The organism is Amycolatopsis sp. CA-161197 (genome assembly GCF_050942255.1).
Lineage (GTDB): Bacteria > Actinomycetota > Actinomycetes > Mycobacteriales > Pseudonocardiaceae > Amycolatopsis.
Map to the genome: position 1 here is coordinate 4,383,219 of NZ_CP192059.1, position 15,349 is coordinate 4,398,567.

19 protein-coding genes are annotated in these 15,349 nt (G+C 66.3%); 9 read left to right on the forward strand and 10 right to left on the reverse strand.

Going from position 1 to position 15,349, the window contains the following annotated elements:
- Nucleotides 1–2: 2 nt before the first annotated feature.
- The 5 genes from ACQPXB_RS20965 to ACQPXB_RS20985 are packed head-to-tail and all read right to left on the reverse strand — an operon-like array spanning nt 3 to nt 1,713.
- The gene (locus tag ACQPXB_RS20965) at nt 3–197 is read right to left on the reverse strand and encodes a hypothetical protein (RefSeq protein ID WP_432854796.1); all 195 of its coding nucleotides are present in this window, start codon (nt 195–197) and stop codon (nt 3–5) included.
- The gene (locus ACQPXB_RS20970) at nt 190–888 is read right to left on the reverse strand and encodes a hypothetical protein (protein WP_432854799.1); all 699 of its coding nucleotides are present in this window, start codon (nt 886–888) and stop codon (nt 190–192) included. Before ACQPXB_RS20970 ends, ACQPXB_RS20965 begins: the two co-directional genes overlap by 8 nt.
- Nucleotides 885–1,214: a hypothetical protein gene (locus ACQPXB_RS20975; RefSeq protein WP_395887854.1), complete on the reverse strand. Its 330-nt coding sequence runs from the start codon at nt 1,212–1,214 to the stop codon at nt 885–887. The genes ACQPXB_RS20970 and ACQPXB_RS20975 overlap by 4 nt, the downstream gene beginning before the upstream one ends.
- Nucleotides 1,211–1,537 carry a WhiB family transcriptional regulator gene (locus ACQPXB_RS20980; RefSeq protein WP_395887853.1) on the reverse strand — a complete coding sequence of 109 codons (327 nt, stop codon included), beginning with the start codon at nt 1,535–1,537 and terminating at the stop codon, nt 1,211–1,213. The genes ACQPXB_RS20975 and ACQPXB_RS20980 overlap by 4 nt, the downstream gene beginning before the upstream one ends.
- Nucleotides 1,519–1,713, reverse strand: coding sequence for a helix-turn-helix domain-containing protein (locus tag ACQPXB_RS20985; RefSeq protein ID WP_432854804.1), 195 nt, complete (start codon nt 1,711–1,713; stop codon nt 1,519–1,521). Before ACQPXB_RS20985 ends, ACQPXB_RS20980 begins: the two co-directional genes overlap by 19 nt.
- A 155-nt stretch (nt 1,714–1,868) precedes the next feature.
- Between ACQPXB_RS20985 and ACQPXB_RS20990 the strand changes: the two genes are divergently transcribed.
- The 3 genes from ACQPXB_RS20990 (at nt 1,869) to ACQPXB_RS21000 (ending at nt 4,267) form a co-directional block, all read left to right on the forward strand.
- On the forward strand, nt 1,869–2,249 hold the full coding sequence (locus ACQPXB_RS20990) for a helix-turn-helix domain-containing protein (protein WP_184778382.1): 381 nt from the start codon (nt 1,869–1,871) through the stop codon (nt 2,247–2,249).
- Between the two features lie 111 nt (nt 2,250–2,360).
- Nucleotides 2,361–3,920, forward strand: coding sequence for a transcriptional regulator (locus ACQPXB_RS20995; RefSeq protein WP_432854807.1), 1,560 nt, complete (start codon nt 2,361–2,363; stop codon nt 3,918–3,920).
- The gene (locus tag ACQPXB_RS21000) at nt 3,917–4,267 is read left to right on the forward strand and encodes a cupin domain-containing protein (RefSeq protein WP_432854810.1); all 351 of its coding nucleotides are present in this window, start codon (nt 3,917–3,919) and stop codon (nt 4,265–4,267) included. The genes ACQPXB_RS20995 and ACQPXB_RS21000 overlap by 4 nt, the downstream gene beginning before the upstream one ends.
- On the opposite strand, the gene ACQPXB_RS21005 is transcribed toward ACQPXB_RS21000, so the two are convergent.
- Nucleotides 4,256–5,725 (reverse strand): helix-turn-helix transcriptional regulator, encoded by a 1,470-nt coding sequence (locus ACQPXB_RS21005; protein WP_432854813.1) that lies wholly within the window; start codon nt 5,723–5,725, stop codon nt 4,256–4,258. The genes ACQPXB_RS21000 and ACQPXB_RS21005 overlap by 12 nt on opposite strands.
- A 168-nt stretch (nt 5,726–5,893) precedes the next feature.
- Between ACQPXB_RS21005 and ACQPXB_RS21010 the strand changes: the two genes are divergently transcribed.
- Genes ACQPXB_RS21010 through ACQPXB_RS21020 form a run of 3 tightly spaced genes read left to right on the forward strand, consistent with a single transcriptional unit; the run spans nt 5,894 to nt 6,965 of the window.
- A complete protein-coding gene (locus ACQPXB_RS21010) occupies nt 5,894–6,334 on the forward strand; it encodes a hypothetical protein (RefSeq protein ID WP_432854816.1) in 441 nt (146 codons plus the stop codon).
- A gap of 20 nt (nt 6,335–6,354) precedes the next feature.
- Entirely contained in the window at nt 6,355–6,570 is a 216-nt protein-coding gene (locus ACQPXB_RS21015) for a hypothetical protein (protein ID WP_432854819.1), read from the forward strand.
- On the forward strand, nt 6,567–6,965 hold the full coding sequence (locus tag ACQPXB_RS21020) for a MarR family transcriptional regulator (RefSeq protein ID WP_432854822.1): 399 nt from the start codon (nt 6,567–6,569) through the stop codon (nt 6,963–6,965). Before ACQPXB_RS21015 ends, ACQPXB_RS21020 begins: the two co-directional genes overlap by 4 nt.
- Nucleotides 6,966–7,232: 267 nt before the next feature.
- On the opposite strand, the gene ACQPXB_RS21025 is transcribed toward ACQPXB_RS21020, so the two are convergent.
- The 4 genes from ACQPXB_RS21025 to ACQPXB_RS21040 form a co-directional block, all read right to left on the reverse strand.
- Nucleotides 7,233–7,997 (reverse strand): ESX secretion-associated protein EspG, encoded by a 765-nt coding sequence (locus ACQPXB_RS21025; protein ID WP_432854825.1) that lies wholly within the window; start codon nt 7,995–7,997, stop codon nt 7,233–7,235.
- 9 nt (nt 7,998–8,006) lie between these two features.
- Nucleotides 8,007–9,347, reverse strand: a complete 1,341-nt coding sequence (locus tag ACQPXB_RS21030) for a hypothetical protein (protein ID WP_432854828.1) — start codon at nt 9,345–9,347, stop codon at nt 8,007–8,009.
- Complete coding sequence (locus ACQPXB_RS21035; RefSeq protein ID WP_432854831.1) at nt 9,347–9,970, reverse strand: DUF3558 domain-containing protein; 624 nt, start codon at nt 9,968–9,970, stop codon at nt 9,347–9,349. Before ACQPXB_RS21035 ends, ACQPXB_RS21030 begins: the two co-directional genes overlap by 1 nt.
- Before the next feature lie 67 nt (nt 9,971–10,037).
- Nucleotides 10,038–10,448, reverse strand: a complete 411-nt coding sequence (locus ACQPXB_RS21040) for a hypothetical protein (protein ID WP_432854834.1) — start codon at nt 10,446–10,448, stop codon at nt 10,038–10,040.
- Nucleotides 10,449–11,088: 640 nt separating this feature from the next.
- Between ACQPXB_RS21040 and ACQPXB_RS21045 the strand changes: the two genes are divergently transcribed.
- The 3 genes from ACQPXB_RS21045 to ACQPXB_RS21055 all read left to right on the forward strand — a co-directional run bounded on the left by ACQPXB_RS21045 (nt 11,089) and on the right by ACQPXB_RS21055 (nt 14,736).
- On the forward strand, nt 11,089–11,919 hold the full coding sequence (locus ACQPXB_RS21045; protein WP_432854837.1) for a hypothetical protein: 831 nt from the start codon (nt 11,089–11,091) through the stop codon (nt 11,917–11,919).
- A 116-nt stretch (nt 11,920–12,035) separates the two neighbouring features.
- On the forward strand, nt 12,036–12,563 hold the full coding sequence (locus ACQPXB_RS21050; RefSeq protein ID WP_432854840.1) for a hypothetical protein: 528 nt from the start codon (nt 12,036–12,038) through the stop codon (nt 12,561–12,563).
- A 574-nt stretch (nt 12,564–13,137) separates the two neighbouring features.
- Nucleotides 13,138–14,736, forward strand: coding sequence for a zinc-ribbon domain-containing protein (locus ACQPXB_RS21055; RefSeq protein ID WP_432854843.1), 1,599 nt, complete (start codon nt 13,138–13,140; stop codon nt 14,734–14,736).
- Nucleotides 14,737–15,349: the final 613 nt, after the last annotated feature.

Genomic DNA, 15,349 nt, shown 5'->3' on the forward strand with positions numbered 1-15,349 from the left:
AGTCACACCACCGCATCCTTGAACGCCTGGACCGCCTGCGGCTTGTTCTTGAGCCACAACGGCACCCGTGGCGAGTGCGACCACCACAGCACGAGTCGGTTCCGACGTCGCTCACGCCGACGTGGCTGCGGCAACGTGTCGTCGACCAGCTCGCCGTCGAGCACGGGATCGGCTTTGACCGGCAATGAGTCAGCCATGGGCCACCTCCGTGCGCAGCGCCCGCGCCAGCCGCGGCGATAGCCCGCGCGAACAGCCGGTCGCCCGCCGCACCCACGCCGGCGTGATCTCGACGTCCGGAGTCCAGCTCTCCCGAGCGATCGCGAGGTAGTCGCCGAACAGGACGCGCCTACCAGCGTTCACGGGTTCCTCGTGAACAGGACGCCGTTCAGCAGCCACGAGCACGGCGTCCGTGAGCTTGTCCCGCAGATCGGTGATCGCTTCGACCGCGACGAACACGACCAGCGGCGGCACCGAGTGCAGGACGATCGACGCGGGCTCCCCGGCCGCGAACGATGTCCAGGTGTTCATGACATACGTGGCGGCGAGCGTGAACCACTTCGCCCGCCGCACCCACGGACCCGTCCGGACCTGGTATCGCGCGGTCACTTGCTCCGCGCGCAGGATCGCGAGCAGGACCAGTGAGACGGTCGGGTCCAGTACCCACGCCGCCAGCCACGGCAGCGTGCCCGGCCGTGTTCCGGCAGACGCGAAGCCCTGGACGTTGGTCATCGTGAACGCCAGTCCGAGCACGATCCCGGTCCAGCACATCCAGTCGACCTGCCGCCGGACCCGCTCGATCCGCAGCGCAACGACGTCCGGATCGGTCTGGTAGGCGCGCACCTCTGCGGCTTCGGCCGCGTCCTGCGCGAGCCGTTGAGCACGGTTCATCGCCGACCACTCCGCTTCCGCGTGTCGACGGTGGTCACGGTCATGGCGCGAGTCAGCGCGTACGACGCAAACAGTGCCGGCAGGCCGAGCACGGCGACCAGCAGCCACCGGCTACCCGGGTGCGCGATCACCACCCACTGGACGGCGACGATCAAGCCGCCGTTGAACAGCACCCGCCCGACCAGCGACACGAGCCGCGCCCCGCTCCGAGCGGCTTCAGTGGCAGCCTTCGCCCGGCGGGCGCCGGCCCGCCAGACCCAGAACAGCACGAGCAGCACGCCGACTCCGGCGAGGATCTGCGTGGGTGTCACGGTCAGTCCGTTCATCGCGCACCCCGATCGATCCGCTCGCCGCGCCGCAGCCAGTGCGGGTGCAGCGCGCGCCGGTCATCGTCGGTCATCGCGCCCCAGACGCCGACCGTCTCGGCGCCGGCCGTCCGGAGCTCCAGTTCAAGACACTCGTCCTGGACCGGGCAGCCACCGCACAAGCGCTTGGCGAACTCCCGATCGTCACGAGCGTCCGGCGGCCCGCCCGCCGCCGGGGTCATGCAGGCTCCATCGCTGGTCACGATGTTGGTCAGGACATCGGTGGGCACCCATCGCAAGCGATCCAGCCGCCACGCGATGCCGATCAGCTGCAGGTCGTCCATGCCGCACCTCCGTCCTGAAGCGCCCTGGCCAGCTCGGCGGAGGAGACGCGCAGGCCGGTCCGGCATCGGGTGGCGCGTAGGGCGCCGGTCCGGATCGCCCGACTGACCGTGTTGCGGGAGACGCCGAGAATCCACGCGGACTCGGGAATGGTGTGAAAGGTCGTTTTGGTGTTCATGAGAGAACCATTCCGTTGATTTCAATACTATGTTGTTTATTTCAGCTGTCATGCGGACGTGTTTGTCCGCGCGCCGCGGCAACACGCACCCGCGGCGCTAATGAACTGTTGAAAAGCCGCTAATCTCGGCGCTGAGGCGGAGCGCGGAGGAATACGTGACGGAGGACTGGGCGGCGGTCGCGAAGGCGATCGACATGCGCGTGCGGGAACTGGGCTGGCGGCAACGCGAGCTGGCCGAGCGGTCGCACGTGTCGCAAGCGACGGTGCGCGAGCTTCAGCACCACGTTGTCGAGCGGCGCCGCAGCGCCCGGACGCTCGAAGCGCTGTCGACGACGTTGGGCTGGCATCCGCGGCATCTGCTGGCCGTGCTGCAGAACCGCACGCCGCCGCACCCGGACGAGCCGGCCGACGACGGCAACGAGCTCGCGTCCCGATTGGACGCGCTTGAACAGCGGCTGGCCGAGATCACAGACCGGCTCGAAGACGTTCAAACAAGCCTGGCGACCGTGGTCGAGCACATCCGGCCGAAGCGTTAGCGAGGTCTTTTCCATGCCTTCAATTCAAGGCTGGAACGGCCTCGCAACCCATGCACAAGCACCGCAGCATCACCGCACAACCACCGCAGATCACCGACATTCGGGAGCGCAATGAATCCGGCCGGGGGATGGACGGGACGGACGGCGACGGCATTGCAGGCGGCATTACGGCTGAGTCAAGAGCGCTTCGCCGAACGCCTGGGAATCAGCGCGCGCACGGTCGGATCGTGGCACAAGAAACCGGATCTTCGACCGCAGTCCGACATGCAACAGGTCTTGGACACGGCGTTGGCGCAGGCGTCGGACGCCGAGCGCGACCGGTTCGGCGAGCTGACCGGCGACGCAGCGGCCAGCGCCTCGCCGGCCGCGTCGAGCGAGGCTGATGAACGCCTGGACGCCGACCCTCACATCGGCGCCGCACTGGAGTGGCTCGACCGTCACGCGCACTGGACGCCGGGCACGGCGCGTCGCGCCGTCGCCGATCGCCTCGCCCGCATCGCCGTCCAAGAGCTTCAAGACCGCGGGACTCGGCGTGGTTGGGTCAGCCAACGTGACGTCGCCGCCGCGCTGACCACTTACTACGGCAGCCGGCTCGACGACCACGGCCTGTACACGGCGCAATGTGGTGATCTCGCCATGAACACCAGCGTTCTGACCTGCGCAGGCTGGCTTGACCTGGATTGCGAGCTTCGTCCGCCGTATGACCGGCTCCGGGTGCCGAGCGCACAGCCGGAAGCCGACCTCGGCCTGGACGACCGCGCCGCCGACCGCGCTGTTCAGAGACTCGCCGAGACGCTGTCCATGAACACCCGGCTCACGGACAGCCCGATCTACCGGCTCACGAGCACGGACATCCGTGAACACCAGCTTCGCGGCACGTTCGGCGTTTCCCAGTTCGTGCACTACGCGCTGACGGCCGACCTTCTCGAAGGTGAACTGGTCGACGCGGTGGCCGCGGGCTCGACAGCCATGCCACTCAGGGACCGTTACCTGCCGGACCTCCGCTCGGTGCTCGACGTCGGCGAACGGCTTTGCGCGGGCGGCGTCCTCGCGCTGACGGCGATCGCCCGGCCCGCCGACCCGTACCGCGGAGAATCGGACTACTTGCTGCTGGTCCAAGAGCGGTCCGGCAACGTGCTGAACGCGGCGCGCCGGCTCGCAGTGATACCGAAGGGCTTCCACCAGCCGCTGACCGACGTCCGCCGCGACGCGCAGGTGGGCATGACACTCCGCCGTGAGATGGAGGAAGAGCTGTTCGGCCGGCCCGACATCGACAACACCCTGGGCGACATGCTGGCGGCCGACCCACTGCACCCAACCAAGCTCACCGAGCCGATGAGCTGGCTCATGGCGCAGCCCGGCCGGCTGCGGATGGAGTGCACAGGGTTCGGCCTGAACCTCGTCAGCGGAAACTACGAGTTCGCCAGCCTGATCGTCATCGACGACGAAGAGTTTTGGGCACGGTACGGGGGAGTGGTCGAAGCAAACTGGGAATCCGCGACTCTTCGTCAGTATTCGACTACCGACGACGAGCTCGTCACCGAGTTGCTGGGTGATGTAGCGTGGAGCAACGAAGGATTGTTCGCCATGTCGCAAGGGCTCAGGCGCCTTGCGGAAATCGGCGGAGAGCGCGTGAAACTACCCGCGATCGAATGGGAGATCAGCCAGTGACTGACGGTTGGACCGCCGGCAACGCCAACGAAGACGCGGCGGACACACGCGGCTGGCTGGTCGGCCACTTCATCGATCCGTCGCAGGGCGTCCGAGCGTCCGAGGACGTGGAAGTCAAGTGGGCCAACCATCCTGCGGGCGACAAGCGTCCCGAGTGGACGTCCGACGACCAGCGAACCACGCTGGTGATGCTTGTCTCAGGCGAGTTTCGAGTGGAAGTCACCGGCGGTAGCAAAGTTATGAACCGGCCGGGCGATTACCTCATGTGGGGCCCGGGAATCGACCATTCCTGGGAAGCGTTGGCAGATTCCGTTGTCTTGACGGTCCGCTGGCCGTCAGCGACCTAATTCGACTGCGGGAATCCTCACCCGCTCACCGCCGATCTCGGAGAGTCGACGCAGGCCCTGGAGAAATGCGAACAATCCCTCATTACTCCAGGTTTCGTCACCGATCAGTTCGGTGATCAGGTCTCCGTCGAGCGTCGAGTACTGCCGCAGCCCGGCGGCCTCCCAGTTCGCTTCGACGTCACCGCCGAACCGCGGCCAGAACTCCTCATCTTCGATCACGACCAGGCCGGCGAACTCGTAGTTCCCGCTGACCAGGTTGAACCCGAACCCGGTGCACTCCATCCGCAACCGGCCGGGCTGGTCGGTCAACCACCGCATCGGCGCCGAGAGCCGGGCCGGGTGCATGGGATCGGCGGCCCGCTGGACGCCGGTTGTCCGGTCGACGTCGCCCCTGCCGAACAGCTCTTCTTCCAGCTCGCGGCGCAGCGTCGCGCCGATCCGCGCGTCAGCGCGTTGATCGGCGAGCGGCCCGTGAAAGCTCTTCGGGATGACGGCCAGCCTGCGAGCCGCGTTCACCACGTGCCGCGAGCGCTCCTGCACCAACAGGAGGTAGTCCGCTTCACCGCGGAACGGATCGGCGGGCCGTGCGATCGCCGTCAACGCGAGCACGCCACCAGCGCAAAGCCGTCCCGGAAGGTCGAGCACCGCCGGAAGATCCGGCAAGTACCGATCCCGGAGCGGCATCCGACGCCGCTGCACCGCCCGGCGGTCGTATAGCTCCCGTTCGAGAAGATCCACGCTCAGGGCGTACTCGACGAACGGCGCCACCTGGACGTCGCCGCCGACCATTCCCGGTCGGATTTGCACGTCCGTGAGCCGATACAGCGGCACGTCCGCGATGCGCACGTCGTCAGCCGCAGCTTCGGCCAGCCGCTGAACCGCAACGTTTTCGTCGACCAGCTCACGCGCGGCATTCTCGTTGACAGACAGCACAATCCGGTCGTTCTCGGCCGTCAACGGGCAAGCAAGATCCAGCCAGTCCGGCCGGGTCAGGACACTGGTCGCGACCTCAACCTGTCCGCAGCGCGCGGCATACAGCACATGCCCGGGAACGGAGTCGCTGTAGTAGTTCGCCAAGGCGGCAGCAACACGAGTCCGACCAGCCGGCGCGTCGAAATGCGGCTTCACCGACGCGGCGGTTGCCACGCGTCCGCGTGCAGTGCCGGGAGACCAGCCGGCGTGCCGGTCCAGCCAGCCGAACGCAGGCTCAAGCGCCGAGCCAAGCTCCGCCGTCCCATTCAGCGGACACGGGCCGATCAGCTCACGCAGCTCGTCCGCGCTTCGGCCGAGAACCTTGGCCAGCTTCGGCCACTGGTACGGCAGGGGCGCGTAATCGCCGGCTTCCCACCGGATGACCGTTGAGCGGTCGACGCACATCACCTCGGCAAGGTTCTCCTGAGTCAGCCCGGCCGCTTTGCGCGCTGAAACAAGCTCCTTGCGCCGACGAACACTGACCATTCGACTACCTCACCCCGGTTGACGCCGATCACAGACTAGCAGGCGTTATCGCAGGTAATGACTTCGAGTGCCACATCCCCGCTGCGAAACATCAACGTTTCCGCTCTGGGCCATGCCCGCCTCGCAGGATTGGATGATTTCAACAGATCCAAAGACCAGGGGGCGGATGTGACCAGCGACGAACACAGCTCGCGCTTGTACGTGACCTGGCACCGCTGCGTGGCCGACAACCTGGACCACGCCGTCACCGACGACGCTCTGGCCGATGGCATCGCGCGTCAGGAAGGCCGCTACCACACGCTCTGCGGCCGCAATGTGCTCTTTCACTCCTGCCTGACGCCTCCTGGCCGGCCGTGCGCTACCTGCAAGTCGCTGGTCTGGCTCCGCACGGTCACGCCGTCGCCCGAACCCGCGTCCCATCGCAAGCCGTCGTGCTGGCGTCGCGTCTTCGGTCTTCTCCAGACTCCGGCCGTCCTGCCGCCGCGCCCGCCTCAACGCGTGCGGCTCATTCCCGAGCAGGACAGCCGGAACACCACGTCGGCGGGAACGGGCAGTACCCCGAGCGCGCCCGTTCCCGCCGACCACCATTACCGGCGGTCGACCCGATGACGGTCTTCATAGCGCGCCCGATGCCCGGCACGGTCGGCGAATCCCGCCGCGTCGTGCACGTCTTCCCGCTCCCGGCAAAGGGCCTGGCGCCTGAACGGCTGACCGCGTATTGCGGCGCGATGTTCGGCCGGAGCGAGCTTGAGTTGTTGGAACGTCCGGTCGGGATGCCGTGCGTGACCTGCCTCCGCCTCGCACCCACCCCGGGCGACGCCGACCGGCAGGCGATCGAGCGATGACGTGGAGCCCGCCGATCGCGCAGGCGTTTCAGCGCGAGCTGGACCCGCTGCTGCTCCTGCCGGTCCGTCTGTTCGTACTGTGCCAGCTGGTCGATATGCGCTGGCGCAGGGCTGGCGTGATCGGGACGGCTCTGGGCGTGGGCGGCCGGAGCCTCGCGCCACACGTGGTGACCCTGCGCGCCGCCGGATACGTGGAGACCCGGTTCGAGAGAGCTAGCCTGGTGCTCCGTTTGACGCCGCTCGGACTCGATCGGCTGACCGAGCACGTGACGGCACTCCGGTCAGTCGCGAACGCAGCCGCCGAACTCGTTTCTGCCCGGCGCGCTCCGCCGATTCGGTGTGCTGTGACGGGTGTGGCCCGATGCGCTGAATCGTCCGAAGACGGCTGCTGGTGACGGTTGTGACGGGACCCCAACCGAGCTGTCACAGCCGTCACGCAGGCGTTCTCGCAGGTCAACTGGCATTCGTTGCTGTCACAGGCCGTGTGACGGCCGTGACGCCTGACGCGGACCGGATGGCCAGGGAGGGACGACCACCACTACGGCCCGGTGACGGGCGTTAAGTCTTGGCTGTTCCGGCGTCGCTCCCCTCGCGACCATCCGAGCGGGACGGCCGAGCCGGTCCGGCCGGCGCAGGTTGACTGCGCCGGCCGGATACCGGCTTTACCGGGCTACGGCGAGGCCGTCGTAGGTGAGGTTGAGCGCGTCGATCAGGTTGGTACGGCTGCCCGCGCACATGTTGGCCTCCAACTCACCGTCGTTCGTGTCGCTGGTGAAAGCCAGGACTCGGCCCTTGTGGGCCAGGTCGTACACGGTCAACGGGGTGCTGCGGGCTCGGTCGCCGTCCCCGTCGCGGATCGCCGCGTAGAGCTTGTGCACCGCTACGCGCTCGGCGCGCATCAGGTACCGCATCTCGTCGGCCACTCCGGACAGTTCCGACATCGGATCAGCGTCCGTGCCTTCGAGGTAGGCGGTCGGCACCCTCAGCTGCTCGATGCGGGCGGGCGCGCACCCCGGCAAGGTGTCCACCAGGCTGGCCGCCATGCCACGCGGCCGGATCGGGTCGAGCTGGATCGACCGGTTGTCGGTGATCAGCCGCACCGCGTCCGGGCCGGCCGTGGCCACGAAGACGGCGCCATTGTCATCCGGGTGGGTTCCGAACGCGGTCCACGAGTAGAACTCCCGCTTCGGCACGGCCAATAGTCTGAGCGTTGCGCGGAACTCCGGGGTGAGCCGACCGTCATCTGTGGCCAGGCGCAGTGCGGTGAACCGGGACAACGAGCGCCTGGTGAGTTCCTTGGCGAACTCAGCTGTCGAGTAACTGTCGTCCGGGTCGACCACAGCTGGGAGATCGCCCAGCTCGGCCAGCTTCCACGCGACAAAGAACGCCGATCGCGGCATCCGGACCGGCTTGTCGATGATCGTCATCGTCGTGTCTCAACCGCCGATTGTCGGCGGAGTCGGCGGGAGCCCGGACCACGGGTCACGCAGCCGGCCGTCCTCGTCGTCGACGATGTCGAATGCGGAGTCGTCCTCCAGCACGTATTTGCGCTGGTGCTCCTTGTCCTCGTCGCCTTTGCCGCCCTTACCGGCACCACCTATGCCGCCCATCCCGGACGAACCCCGAGCGCCGGCGACACCGCGCGCGCCTGCACCGGCTCCTCCACGCCCCACCGATTCCTCAGCACCTGCACCGGCTCCCGGACCGGCGCCCAGCCGGCCGGCAGAGCCGCCCGCGCGGCCACCACCGCTCACGCCGCCCGATTCACCACCGAAACCGCCACCACCAAACCCGCTGGTCGGGCCGAACCCACTGACGCCACCCGGTGACCACGAGTTGCCGCCGCTGCTGCCGCCACCAGGCGGCAACGACGACGGACTCCAGCTCGGGCCGGTCGGATTCGTGGACGGCGGAGTCCACCCCGAGGTCGTCGTCCCGTCACCCGGCCCGCTGCCGGGCTGGAAACCAACGGGCGTGGTCGCGCCAGGCCCGTTGGTTACCGGGACCGTCGAACCTGGTCCCGGTGTGAATGTCGGCGACGACCCGCCGTTGCCCGGCCCACTGCCAGTCCTGCTGCGGCCGCCAACATCGGCCTGCTTGCTGGTGGCAGACTGGCCCGAGCCGATCGTGACCTTGCCGCCGTCGAACGCGGCAAGCTGGCCGTAATCGATCTTCAGCCCCTGACCGCTGGCCTGCGCATGCGTCGCATACCCCTGGTACTTCTGGAGGTTCTGCTGCCCGACGTTGTTGTAGTCCTGGATCTGTTTCTCGGTGTCGGTCTGCCACCAGGCCGCCTCGTCGAAAAAGTTCTTGTGCGGCGGAGTCGGCGGCATCGGCTGCAGCGACTGCTTCATCTCGTCGAACCCGTGCGCCAGGTCGCTGACGTTCTGCGAATTGGACGTGAACGTCTCCGACGCCGATTGAGATACGTCCGCGAGCGGTCTGATCCGAGCCTGCGCCGCATCCGCTCCGCCGCCGGTCCACACCGACTCCAGATTGGAACTCAGCTGCTGCACGCGTCCACTGATCTGGCCGTGCTCCGAGGCGAGGTCAGCTGCATCAGAACTGCCGTTGTGCCAGTCAGGCGCACCTTTGCTGGCCATGACCTTCTGGACCAGGTCCGACGCTGGCACGGTCTGATCGCCGAGGCTCCCGTGGTACAGGTCGCCGAACCAGTTGCCAACGTCGCTGAACCGGTCACCCGTCCAGTCGGCTGCATCCTCCAGGCCGTGCCCGACCGCCTGGGCGGTGTCGCCGACCCAATCGAAGAAGCCCATTACGAGCCGGCCTTCTGCTTCAGGTTCGTGACGACCATGCCTGCCGCGATCGTGGCCGCCTGACACGGATCGGTGCCCTTTTTCGCAGGGCCGAGACCGACCGACACGTCGACGGTCGTCTCATCGTTGATGCCGATACTGATCTGGCAGAAAGTGCTGGGGTCACCGGCTGAGGTGACGTGCGCGACCGCGGGGAACTCCTGAATAGTAGGTAGTTCGCGCCACACCACAGCCTTCGGCTTCGTGTTTTCGTACCAGCCACTCAAGCCCTCGTGTGATTCAGAGTCGTACGCCACGTCGACGTGCGAGCCCTTTTCGCTGTTGGTCCAGTTGCAACTCGGCCCAAGTCCGGCGGTCGTGTCGGGTGAGCCCTGCGGGGCCTCACCCAGAAGGTCGGTCAGCTGTGCCGCGGTCAGGCCACTCTGGCACGGCTGGTTGTCGAGGACCGACGACGCGACTGGGTTCGGCACCTTGGGCGCGCCGCTATGTGGCAACGCCTGCGAAGTGCTCGACGGGGCACTCGCTGACGAGCTCGGTGCGGATGGGGAGTTTCCGGAGCTGCAGGCGGTGAGCCCAGCTGCCAGCGCGACGCCGAAGATCGCAAGAGCTGATCGCGCCGTCATCCCAGAACTCCTCCGTTACCTGCGGCCGTCTTAACGTCACCAGTGGCGCTCTGATCGCTCGAGCGCGTCAGGTGCAAGGCACTTCAAGCCGGCCGATCAACTCGACGACATACTGGTGTTCGAGCTTGATGTGCCCCAGCCCGTAGTCGAACGCTCCAGGCTTTCCCGCGTTGCTGGCGAGGAGCGCGTTGTAGCCCTTGCTGGCAGGCTCGTCGGCTGGGGGCTTCAGCGAGGTGAGGCGCTCAGCCTTGGGAATCAGGTTCCACAGGTCGTCCCGAATCTCACGCGCCGTGTTCAGCATGGTCATCGCTTCGTCGTGGTTGAGCGTGAACCCTTGCCCACTCAACGTGCCGGCCCCGCTGGCGCCTGCTGCACCGCCCATCGCGGACCCTGCGGCGGCCCCTGCGCCGAAAACGTCGGTGATATTGAAGTCCAGCCCTGCCAGCCAGCTGCCTGGCGCAGGCGCCTCTTGCGCCATGATGCACCCCTCGTTTGACACACGTCGGAACCGCCCATCCGATGGCAACTCCGTCTGTCACAGTAACCGATCACTCACGGCGGAGTGCTCAAACTGTGCGACGCGTGCTGCCTGTCGGCCCCAGCCTGGGAGTCGGAAGCCGCGACGGGGTGAGGCCTGGCGCGCCGGCCTGGTCGTGCGCATGACCAGGCCGCGTCGGACCCGCGCTTTTGCTAACGCAACCGGATAAACGGTGCGGCTGCCGCGCTTGCTGGGACAAGCCGATGTTTGAGGCGAACGCGCCCGGCAGGGGTTCGCGCCGCCGTTGGGTTGAAGTCGTCCGCGGGAGGCGGTTCTTGTCAGTCCTGGCCGCTATGGTCTTGTCATGAATCGATCGTATGTTCGAATCGTGGGAAGATGTTGATCATGTCTAGGTTCAGTGTCGGCGGGGTTTCACGTCCGCCATGCCGTCTCGATAGCACTGGGTGTCGGGGCAGGCCGCACTGGCGGGTGACCCTCGGTAGTGGAGGTGCGCTGGTAGCCTGCCCCGTTCACTATCGGCAGCGTGGGAGGGTCTGGCGTCGCGATGATGAGGAAGACCGTGCGTTTTTACGAACTCCGTGTGGTGAGGTCGAGCGGCAGCAATGACGAGGTTTTAACGGTGAGTAACGACTTCTGGCAGAAGATGGCCGACCATGTTGAGAACCTGACGCCGCGCCAGCGTCAGGTTCAGATCAGGGGACGTTACGTGCACGGCGAGAGTCGGCGAGCTCAGCGGCCGGCACAACGCTATTTCTACGTCGCAGGCGTGCGGGAGCGCGCCGAGTGGCCCGACGGGCTGAGTGACACCGGTGTTGTCGGAGACCTGAAACCGCAGGACCAGAACATGGTTTTGATTGATCCGACGTACATCGTGCCGTTCGGCGGATCGAACCAGGTCGCGGTGTTGACCATGTCGGCGGCGTCGCCGCGGGTGACAGCGCTGGAGTCGTGGTTCACCGCGGTGCACAAGCCGGATAGCCCATCAATCACCTACATGCTCGCGCCGGTGATCAACTCAACGGTGTCTCAGCGGCTTGCCGAAGCGGAGGGAGCCACGGTACTTCGGGTGACCGTCTCACAAGGTTCGGAGATCCCCGAAGTAGGTGGCGGCCATATCGGTGAGGCCGCGCGGGCGGCCAAAGCGGTGTCGTCCGAAACTGACATCGAGTTGGGGTGGACGCTCAGTCACCGCACCGGACGCGACGATACCAAGTCGGTGTTGCTTAACGGGGCGCGGTGGGTCCGCGAAGACTTCGTGAGTAAGGCTGAGGTAAATCTCGTGCTGCCTGACGGAGACAGCTTTAAGCGGAAGAAGTACGACCTGCTCAAAGAGCAGTTTACCGCAATAGAGAAGTTCGACATTCACCGCAGCGAACGACCGTCCGAGTTTGCGGTGATGACGGGTATGAACCTGGCGGTCGAGTCGTTTCGCAAGGAGTTCAGTAACTGAGGTAGCACGGGTGCGCGTGGCGCAGTCGAGCGCTAGCACTCTGGGAGGCATTTGTGGGCTCGCCTGCGTCAACGTTATTCGATAACCCGTCGTGGCTCGCCAAGAAGCGGCGGGCAGTGATCGATGCCTTGGTGGACCATTCGGCGCTCGTCGCATTCGGGCTCACGGTCGTCGTCGCCGCACACGCCGTGTCGACCGTCTTCTGGGGTTCGCTGAACCCGTACAAGAGCTTGGCGATTGACGCCAACACGGGAACGGCCGTCACTCTCTATCTTGGGGCGGCGGCAGCAGCGGCGATCGTGGCTGGCTTCGCCGGGGTTGTGATCGTGTTCACCATCGGGTCCGAGGTCGACCGTATTCAACGGTTCCGGTTCAAGTCAGGCGAAACCCTGCAATTCGCATGGATGGCCGTGGTAGCCGAGCCGTTCGCCGCGACGATGCTCGGTGTCCTAGCGGCGATGATCCAGGTAACTTCCGGCAAGCAAGTCGCGCCGTGGTTCTTTGAACTGGGGTTGGCATTCCTGATTCATGGCGCGTTGCTGCTGCTGAAGCTGCTGCGCGAGCTCGTCCAGATTGTCCATGCGCAGGACACGCTAACTCATGCGAAGAAGACAGAGATTCCCTCCAGCGAATTATTCGACTAGAGGTTCGCGCCGCTGACTACTTGCCCGGCAGCTGAAGGCGTCTGATTAACAAGCAAGATCGTCTCGGAGACTCAAATTACCTCATCGCGTGCGGGGTGGCGTCGGGGCGAGCCAGTGAGAATTCCCTGCAGTCGCTGGAGCGTTTGGTCCTCGACGACCAAAACTCTGTTGGCGGTGTCGTCGATGCCTGCTGAGCGGGCGAACTCGATGCGGCCCGGCTGCTTTTGTCGAAGAGGGGGATCGGGCCCGCCGGGCCATTCGCTCACCGGTCTGCGTACACGGGTTTCGGCCGAAGCTCTCCACGACGCATGTCTTCTCTGGTCACAGCCTTGCACCCGATCCAGGGGCCCCTGACAGGCAGGCAGCCTTATGGCACGATCGTCTCGTGACAGTGGCATCTCAGGTGTGCTCAGCAGTAGACTGCTCGCGGGCAGCCGCATTTACGACACGGTCTAAGCCCGCGTGGTGCGACCCGCACATCACCGAGATCCTGCGCCGCGGCGGCCTGGAGCCGCTCGAGCCCTTCACCGCGCCCACTGCGTGGCGACTCACCCGGTGCCTCACCTGCGGATGCGTGGCCCATTACCGGCTCGAATACATCCTCGAGAAAAACCGAAACGGTGAAGCAACCTGCCGGGCGTGCTTCTGGCGCGGCTGGGCCGATTCGTCCCGTGCTTTGCAAGGCATGGGCGGTCTGCCGGAACCCGGCGGGTACGACAACGCGCGCCAGCACGCGCACGACCACGGCTACCGCTATCTCGAGCCGCTCACCAGCCCTTCGCTGTCGGGTGATCCGCACCGGGTGCAGTGCGTCTACTGCGAGCGGATCTCAGCCGAGCGCCTGGGCGACATCGGGTTTGGCTGCTCTTGTCAACGCAATCCCCGGCGAGAGCGGCAGACGCGCAACGTGTCCGGGCCCAGGACCAAGGACCTACTCAAAGACTCTGGGCTGCCGGTGCTCGCGTGGTGGGACCACGACCGCAACGACCAGTCCGTGTGGGACACCGCCACTCTCCGCGCGACCCGCACCGCGCACTGGCGCTGCACCGACTGCCAGCTGAAGTTCACCAGCCGGATCCGGGACATGGTCACCGGAGCGCGCTGCCCGGACTGCGAAGCCAAGCGCAGCGCCGAATGGAAAGCGCAGTACGCCCGCTACCAGAACACTCCGATCACGGAAGTTCCAGAACTGCTGGATGCGTGGGACGACGAAGACGACCCCGTCACCGTCACCGTCGCAGGCAGTGGGCGACTGCGCAAGTTCCGTTGCCCTCACGGCCACCACCCGAGAGTCAGCCCACTGACCTATCTGGCCTCCGGATGTCCCGTGTGCCGGGGGAACCAGACTCGGCAGCAGCAGCGAGACGAAGCGCAAGCCGATCCAGCCGCGTACCGGATCAACCGCGAGCTCGCCGCGCAGTGGCATCCCGAGAAGAACGGGAAAATCGGCCTGGCCACGGTGTCCCCGAACTCGCGCAGGAACCTGTGGTGGCGTGACCCGGACTGCGGCTACGAGTGGCAGGAAACTCCCGCCGTCCGGGACGCTGGCCAGCGGCTGCGGTGCCCGCGGTGCCGGACCATCCTCGACTCGCTTGCGTTCCACTATCCCGAGATTGCCGCCGAATGGGCACCAGGAAACCCCCTTACGGCCTGGCAAGTCCGTCCCAGCGGGCAAACATCCTTCACGCCGACGTGGATCTGCTCGACCAACCCGGGGCACACATGGCAAGCAACGCTCGCGTCACGCGCGTCGGGCTCGGCCTGCCCGCAGTGCAGGGAAACAGGCAAGTCGCAGATCGAAATACAACACCACACCGAAGCCCAGGCGGTGTTCGGCAACGCTGCCTCCGGCCAGCCCGTTACCAGCGATGCCTTCGTCCGGCGCGCCCGCTGGCTCGTCGACATCACCGCTGACCTGGGCGACGGCCGGGTGATCGCCATCGAGTACGACGGCTCCTACTGGCACGCCGACAAGGCCGACATCGACACCGCCAAGTCGCTTGACCTGCTCGCCGCCGGCTACCTCGTAGTCCGCCTTCGCGAACACCCCTTGCCGCCGCTGCACATCGAAGACGCCCGCTACCGCGAGTTCGTCGTCTACGCCACCGCGCCCGATCCGGCAGCAGTGATGACGCGCGTCAAGGCGTGGACGGGTTCCTTCACGCACCGGTGACGTCCCCATGCGGTCACGAATGAGCAGACCGCGCCTTGTGAACACGCGGTCAGCCACCTTAGTCGCCAGCTCGTCGACGGCACGCGCACTCGAACCCCGCCGACCCGTCCATGCCAGGTTTCGAGACGCGGCCCCACTTCCAGCCATCGCGTGCAGCTCGGTGTTCGCCAGTGAAGCGTGGAACGCAGGTTGACGACTCACCCGCGACTCAACTACTGAATGCTGAAGCCTCTGCCCTGGCGAGCATCGTCCATACACCGATCGCAGCGTCGAGCAGCATCGCTCAACCCGTCTTCGTCACGCGCACGCTCCTGCTCGGAAGGGACCGGCTCAGGGGCACAGCGGTGGCGATGAAGCGACAGGGCGCGTTGCCACACGGTGGCCTGCTCGTCAAGGGACCGGAAATGCTCTTCCGTCGGTTCCTCGCCATGCTCCGCCGCCTCGAGCATCAGGTGGCTACGCATGCGCGCGTGCTCGCTAAGTGCGGCGTGGTGTGCTCGCTGACCAGGCGCGATGCACTCCACAGAGCAAAATCTCCGCACGTGGGCCGTGGTGATCAACGTGACATGATCACGACCGAGCGCTTCGCAGCACTCCAAGTTCGCACACCGGA

What these genes read in the sequence shown, in the direction of transcription:
- ACQPXB_RS21005 (WP_432854813.1), bottom strand. Translation starts at nt 5,725, where the DNA reads ATGGTCAGTGTTCGTCGGCGCAAGGAGCTTGTTTCAGCGCGCAAAGCG.
- ACQPXB_RS20980 (WP_395887853.1), bottom strand. Translation starts at nt 1,537, where the DNA reads ATGGACGACCTGCAGCTGATCGGCATCGCGTGGCGGCTGGATCGCTTG.
- ACQPXB_RS21020 (WP_432854822.1), top strand. Translation starts at nt 6,567, where the DNA reads ATGACGTGGAGCCCGCCGATCGCGCAGGCGTTTCAGCGCGAGCTGGAC.
- ACQPXB_RS21030 (WP_432854828.1), bottom strand. Translation starts at nt 9,347, where the DNA reads ATGGGCTTCTTCGATTGGGTCGGCGACACCGCCCAGGCGGTCGGGCAC.
- ACQPXB_RS20995 (WP_432854807.1), top strand. Translation starts at nt 2,361, where the DNA reads ATGAATCCGGCCGGGGGATGGACGGGACGGACGGCGACGGCATTGCAG.
- ACQPXB_RS21040 (WP_432854834.1), bottom strand. Translation starts at nt 10,448, where the DNA reads ATGGCGCAAGAGGCGCCTGCGCCAGGCAGCTGGCTGGCAGGGCTGGAC.
- ACQPXB_RS21035 (WP_432854831.1), bottom strand. Translation starts at nt 9,970, where the DNA reads ATGACGGCGCGATCAGCTCTTGCGATCTTCGGCGTCGCGCTGGCAGCT.
- ACQPXB_RS20965 (WP_432854796.1), bottom strand. Translation starts at nt 197, where the DNA reads ATGGCTGACTCATTGCCGGTCAAAGCCGATCCCGTGCTCGACGGCGAG.
- ACQPXB_RS21015 (WP_432854819.1), top strand. Translation starts at nt 6,355, where the DNA reads ATGCCCGGCACGGTCGGCGAATCCCGCCGCGTCGTGCACGTCTTCCCG.
- ACQPXB_RS20970 (WP_432854799.1), bottom strand. Translation starts at nt 888, where the DNA reads ATGAACCGTGCTCAACGGCTCGCGCAGGACGCGGCCGAAGCCGCAGAG.
- ACQPXB_RS21025 (WP_432854825.1), bottom strand. Translation starts at nt 7,997, where the DNA reads ATGACGATCATCGACAAGCCGGTCCGGATGCCGCGATCGGCGTTCTTT.
- ACQPXB_RS20975 (WP_395887854.1), bottom strand. Translation starts at nt 1,214, where the DNA reads ATGAACGGACTGACCGTGACACCCACGCAGATCCTCGCCGGAGTCGGC.
- ACQPXB_RS20985 (WP_432854804.1), bottom strand. Translation starts at nt 1,713, where the DNA reads ATGAACACCAAAACGACCTTTCACACCATTCCCGAGTCCGCGTGGATT.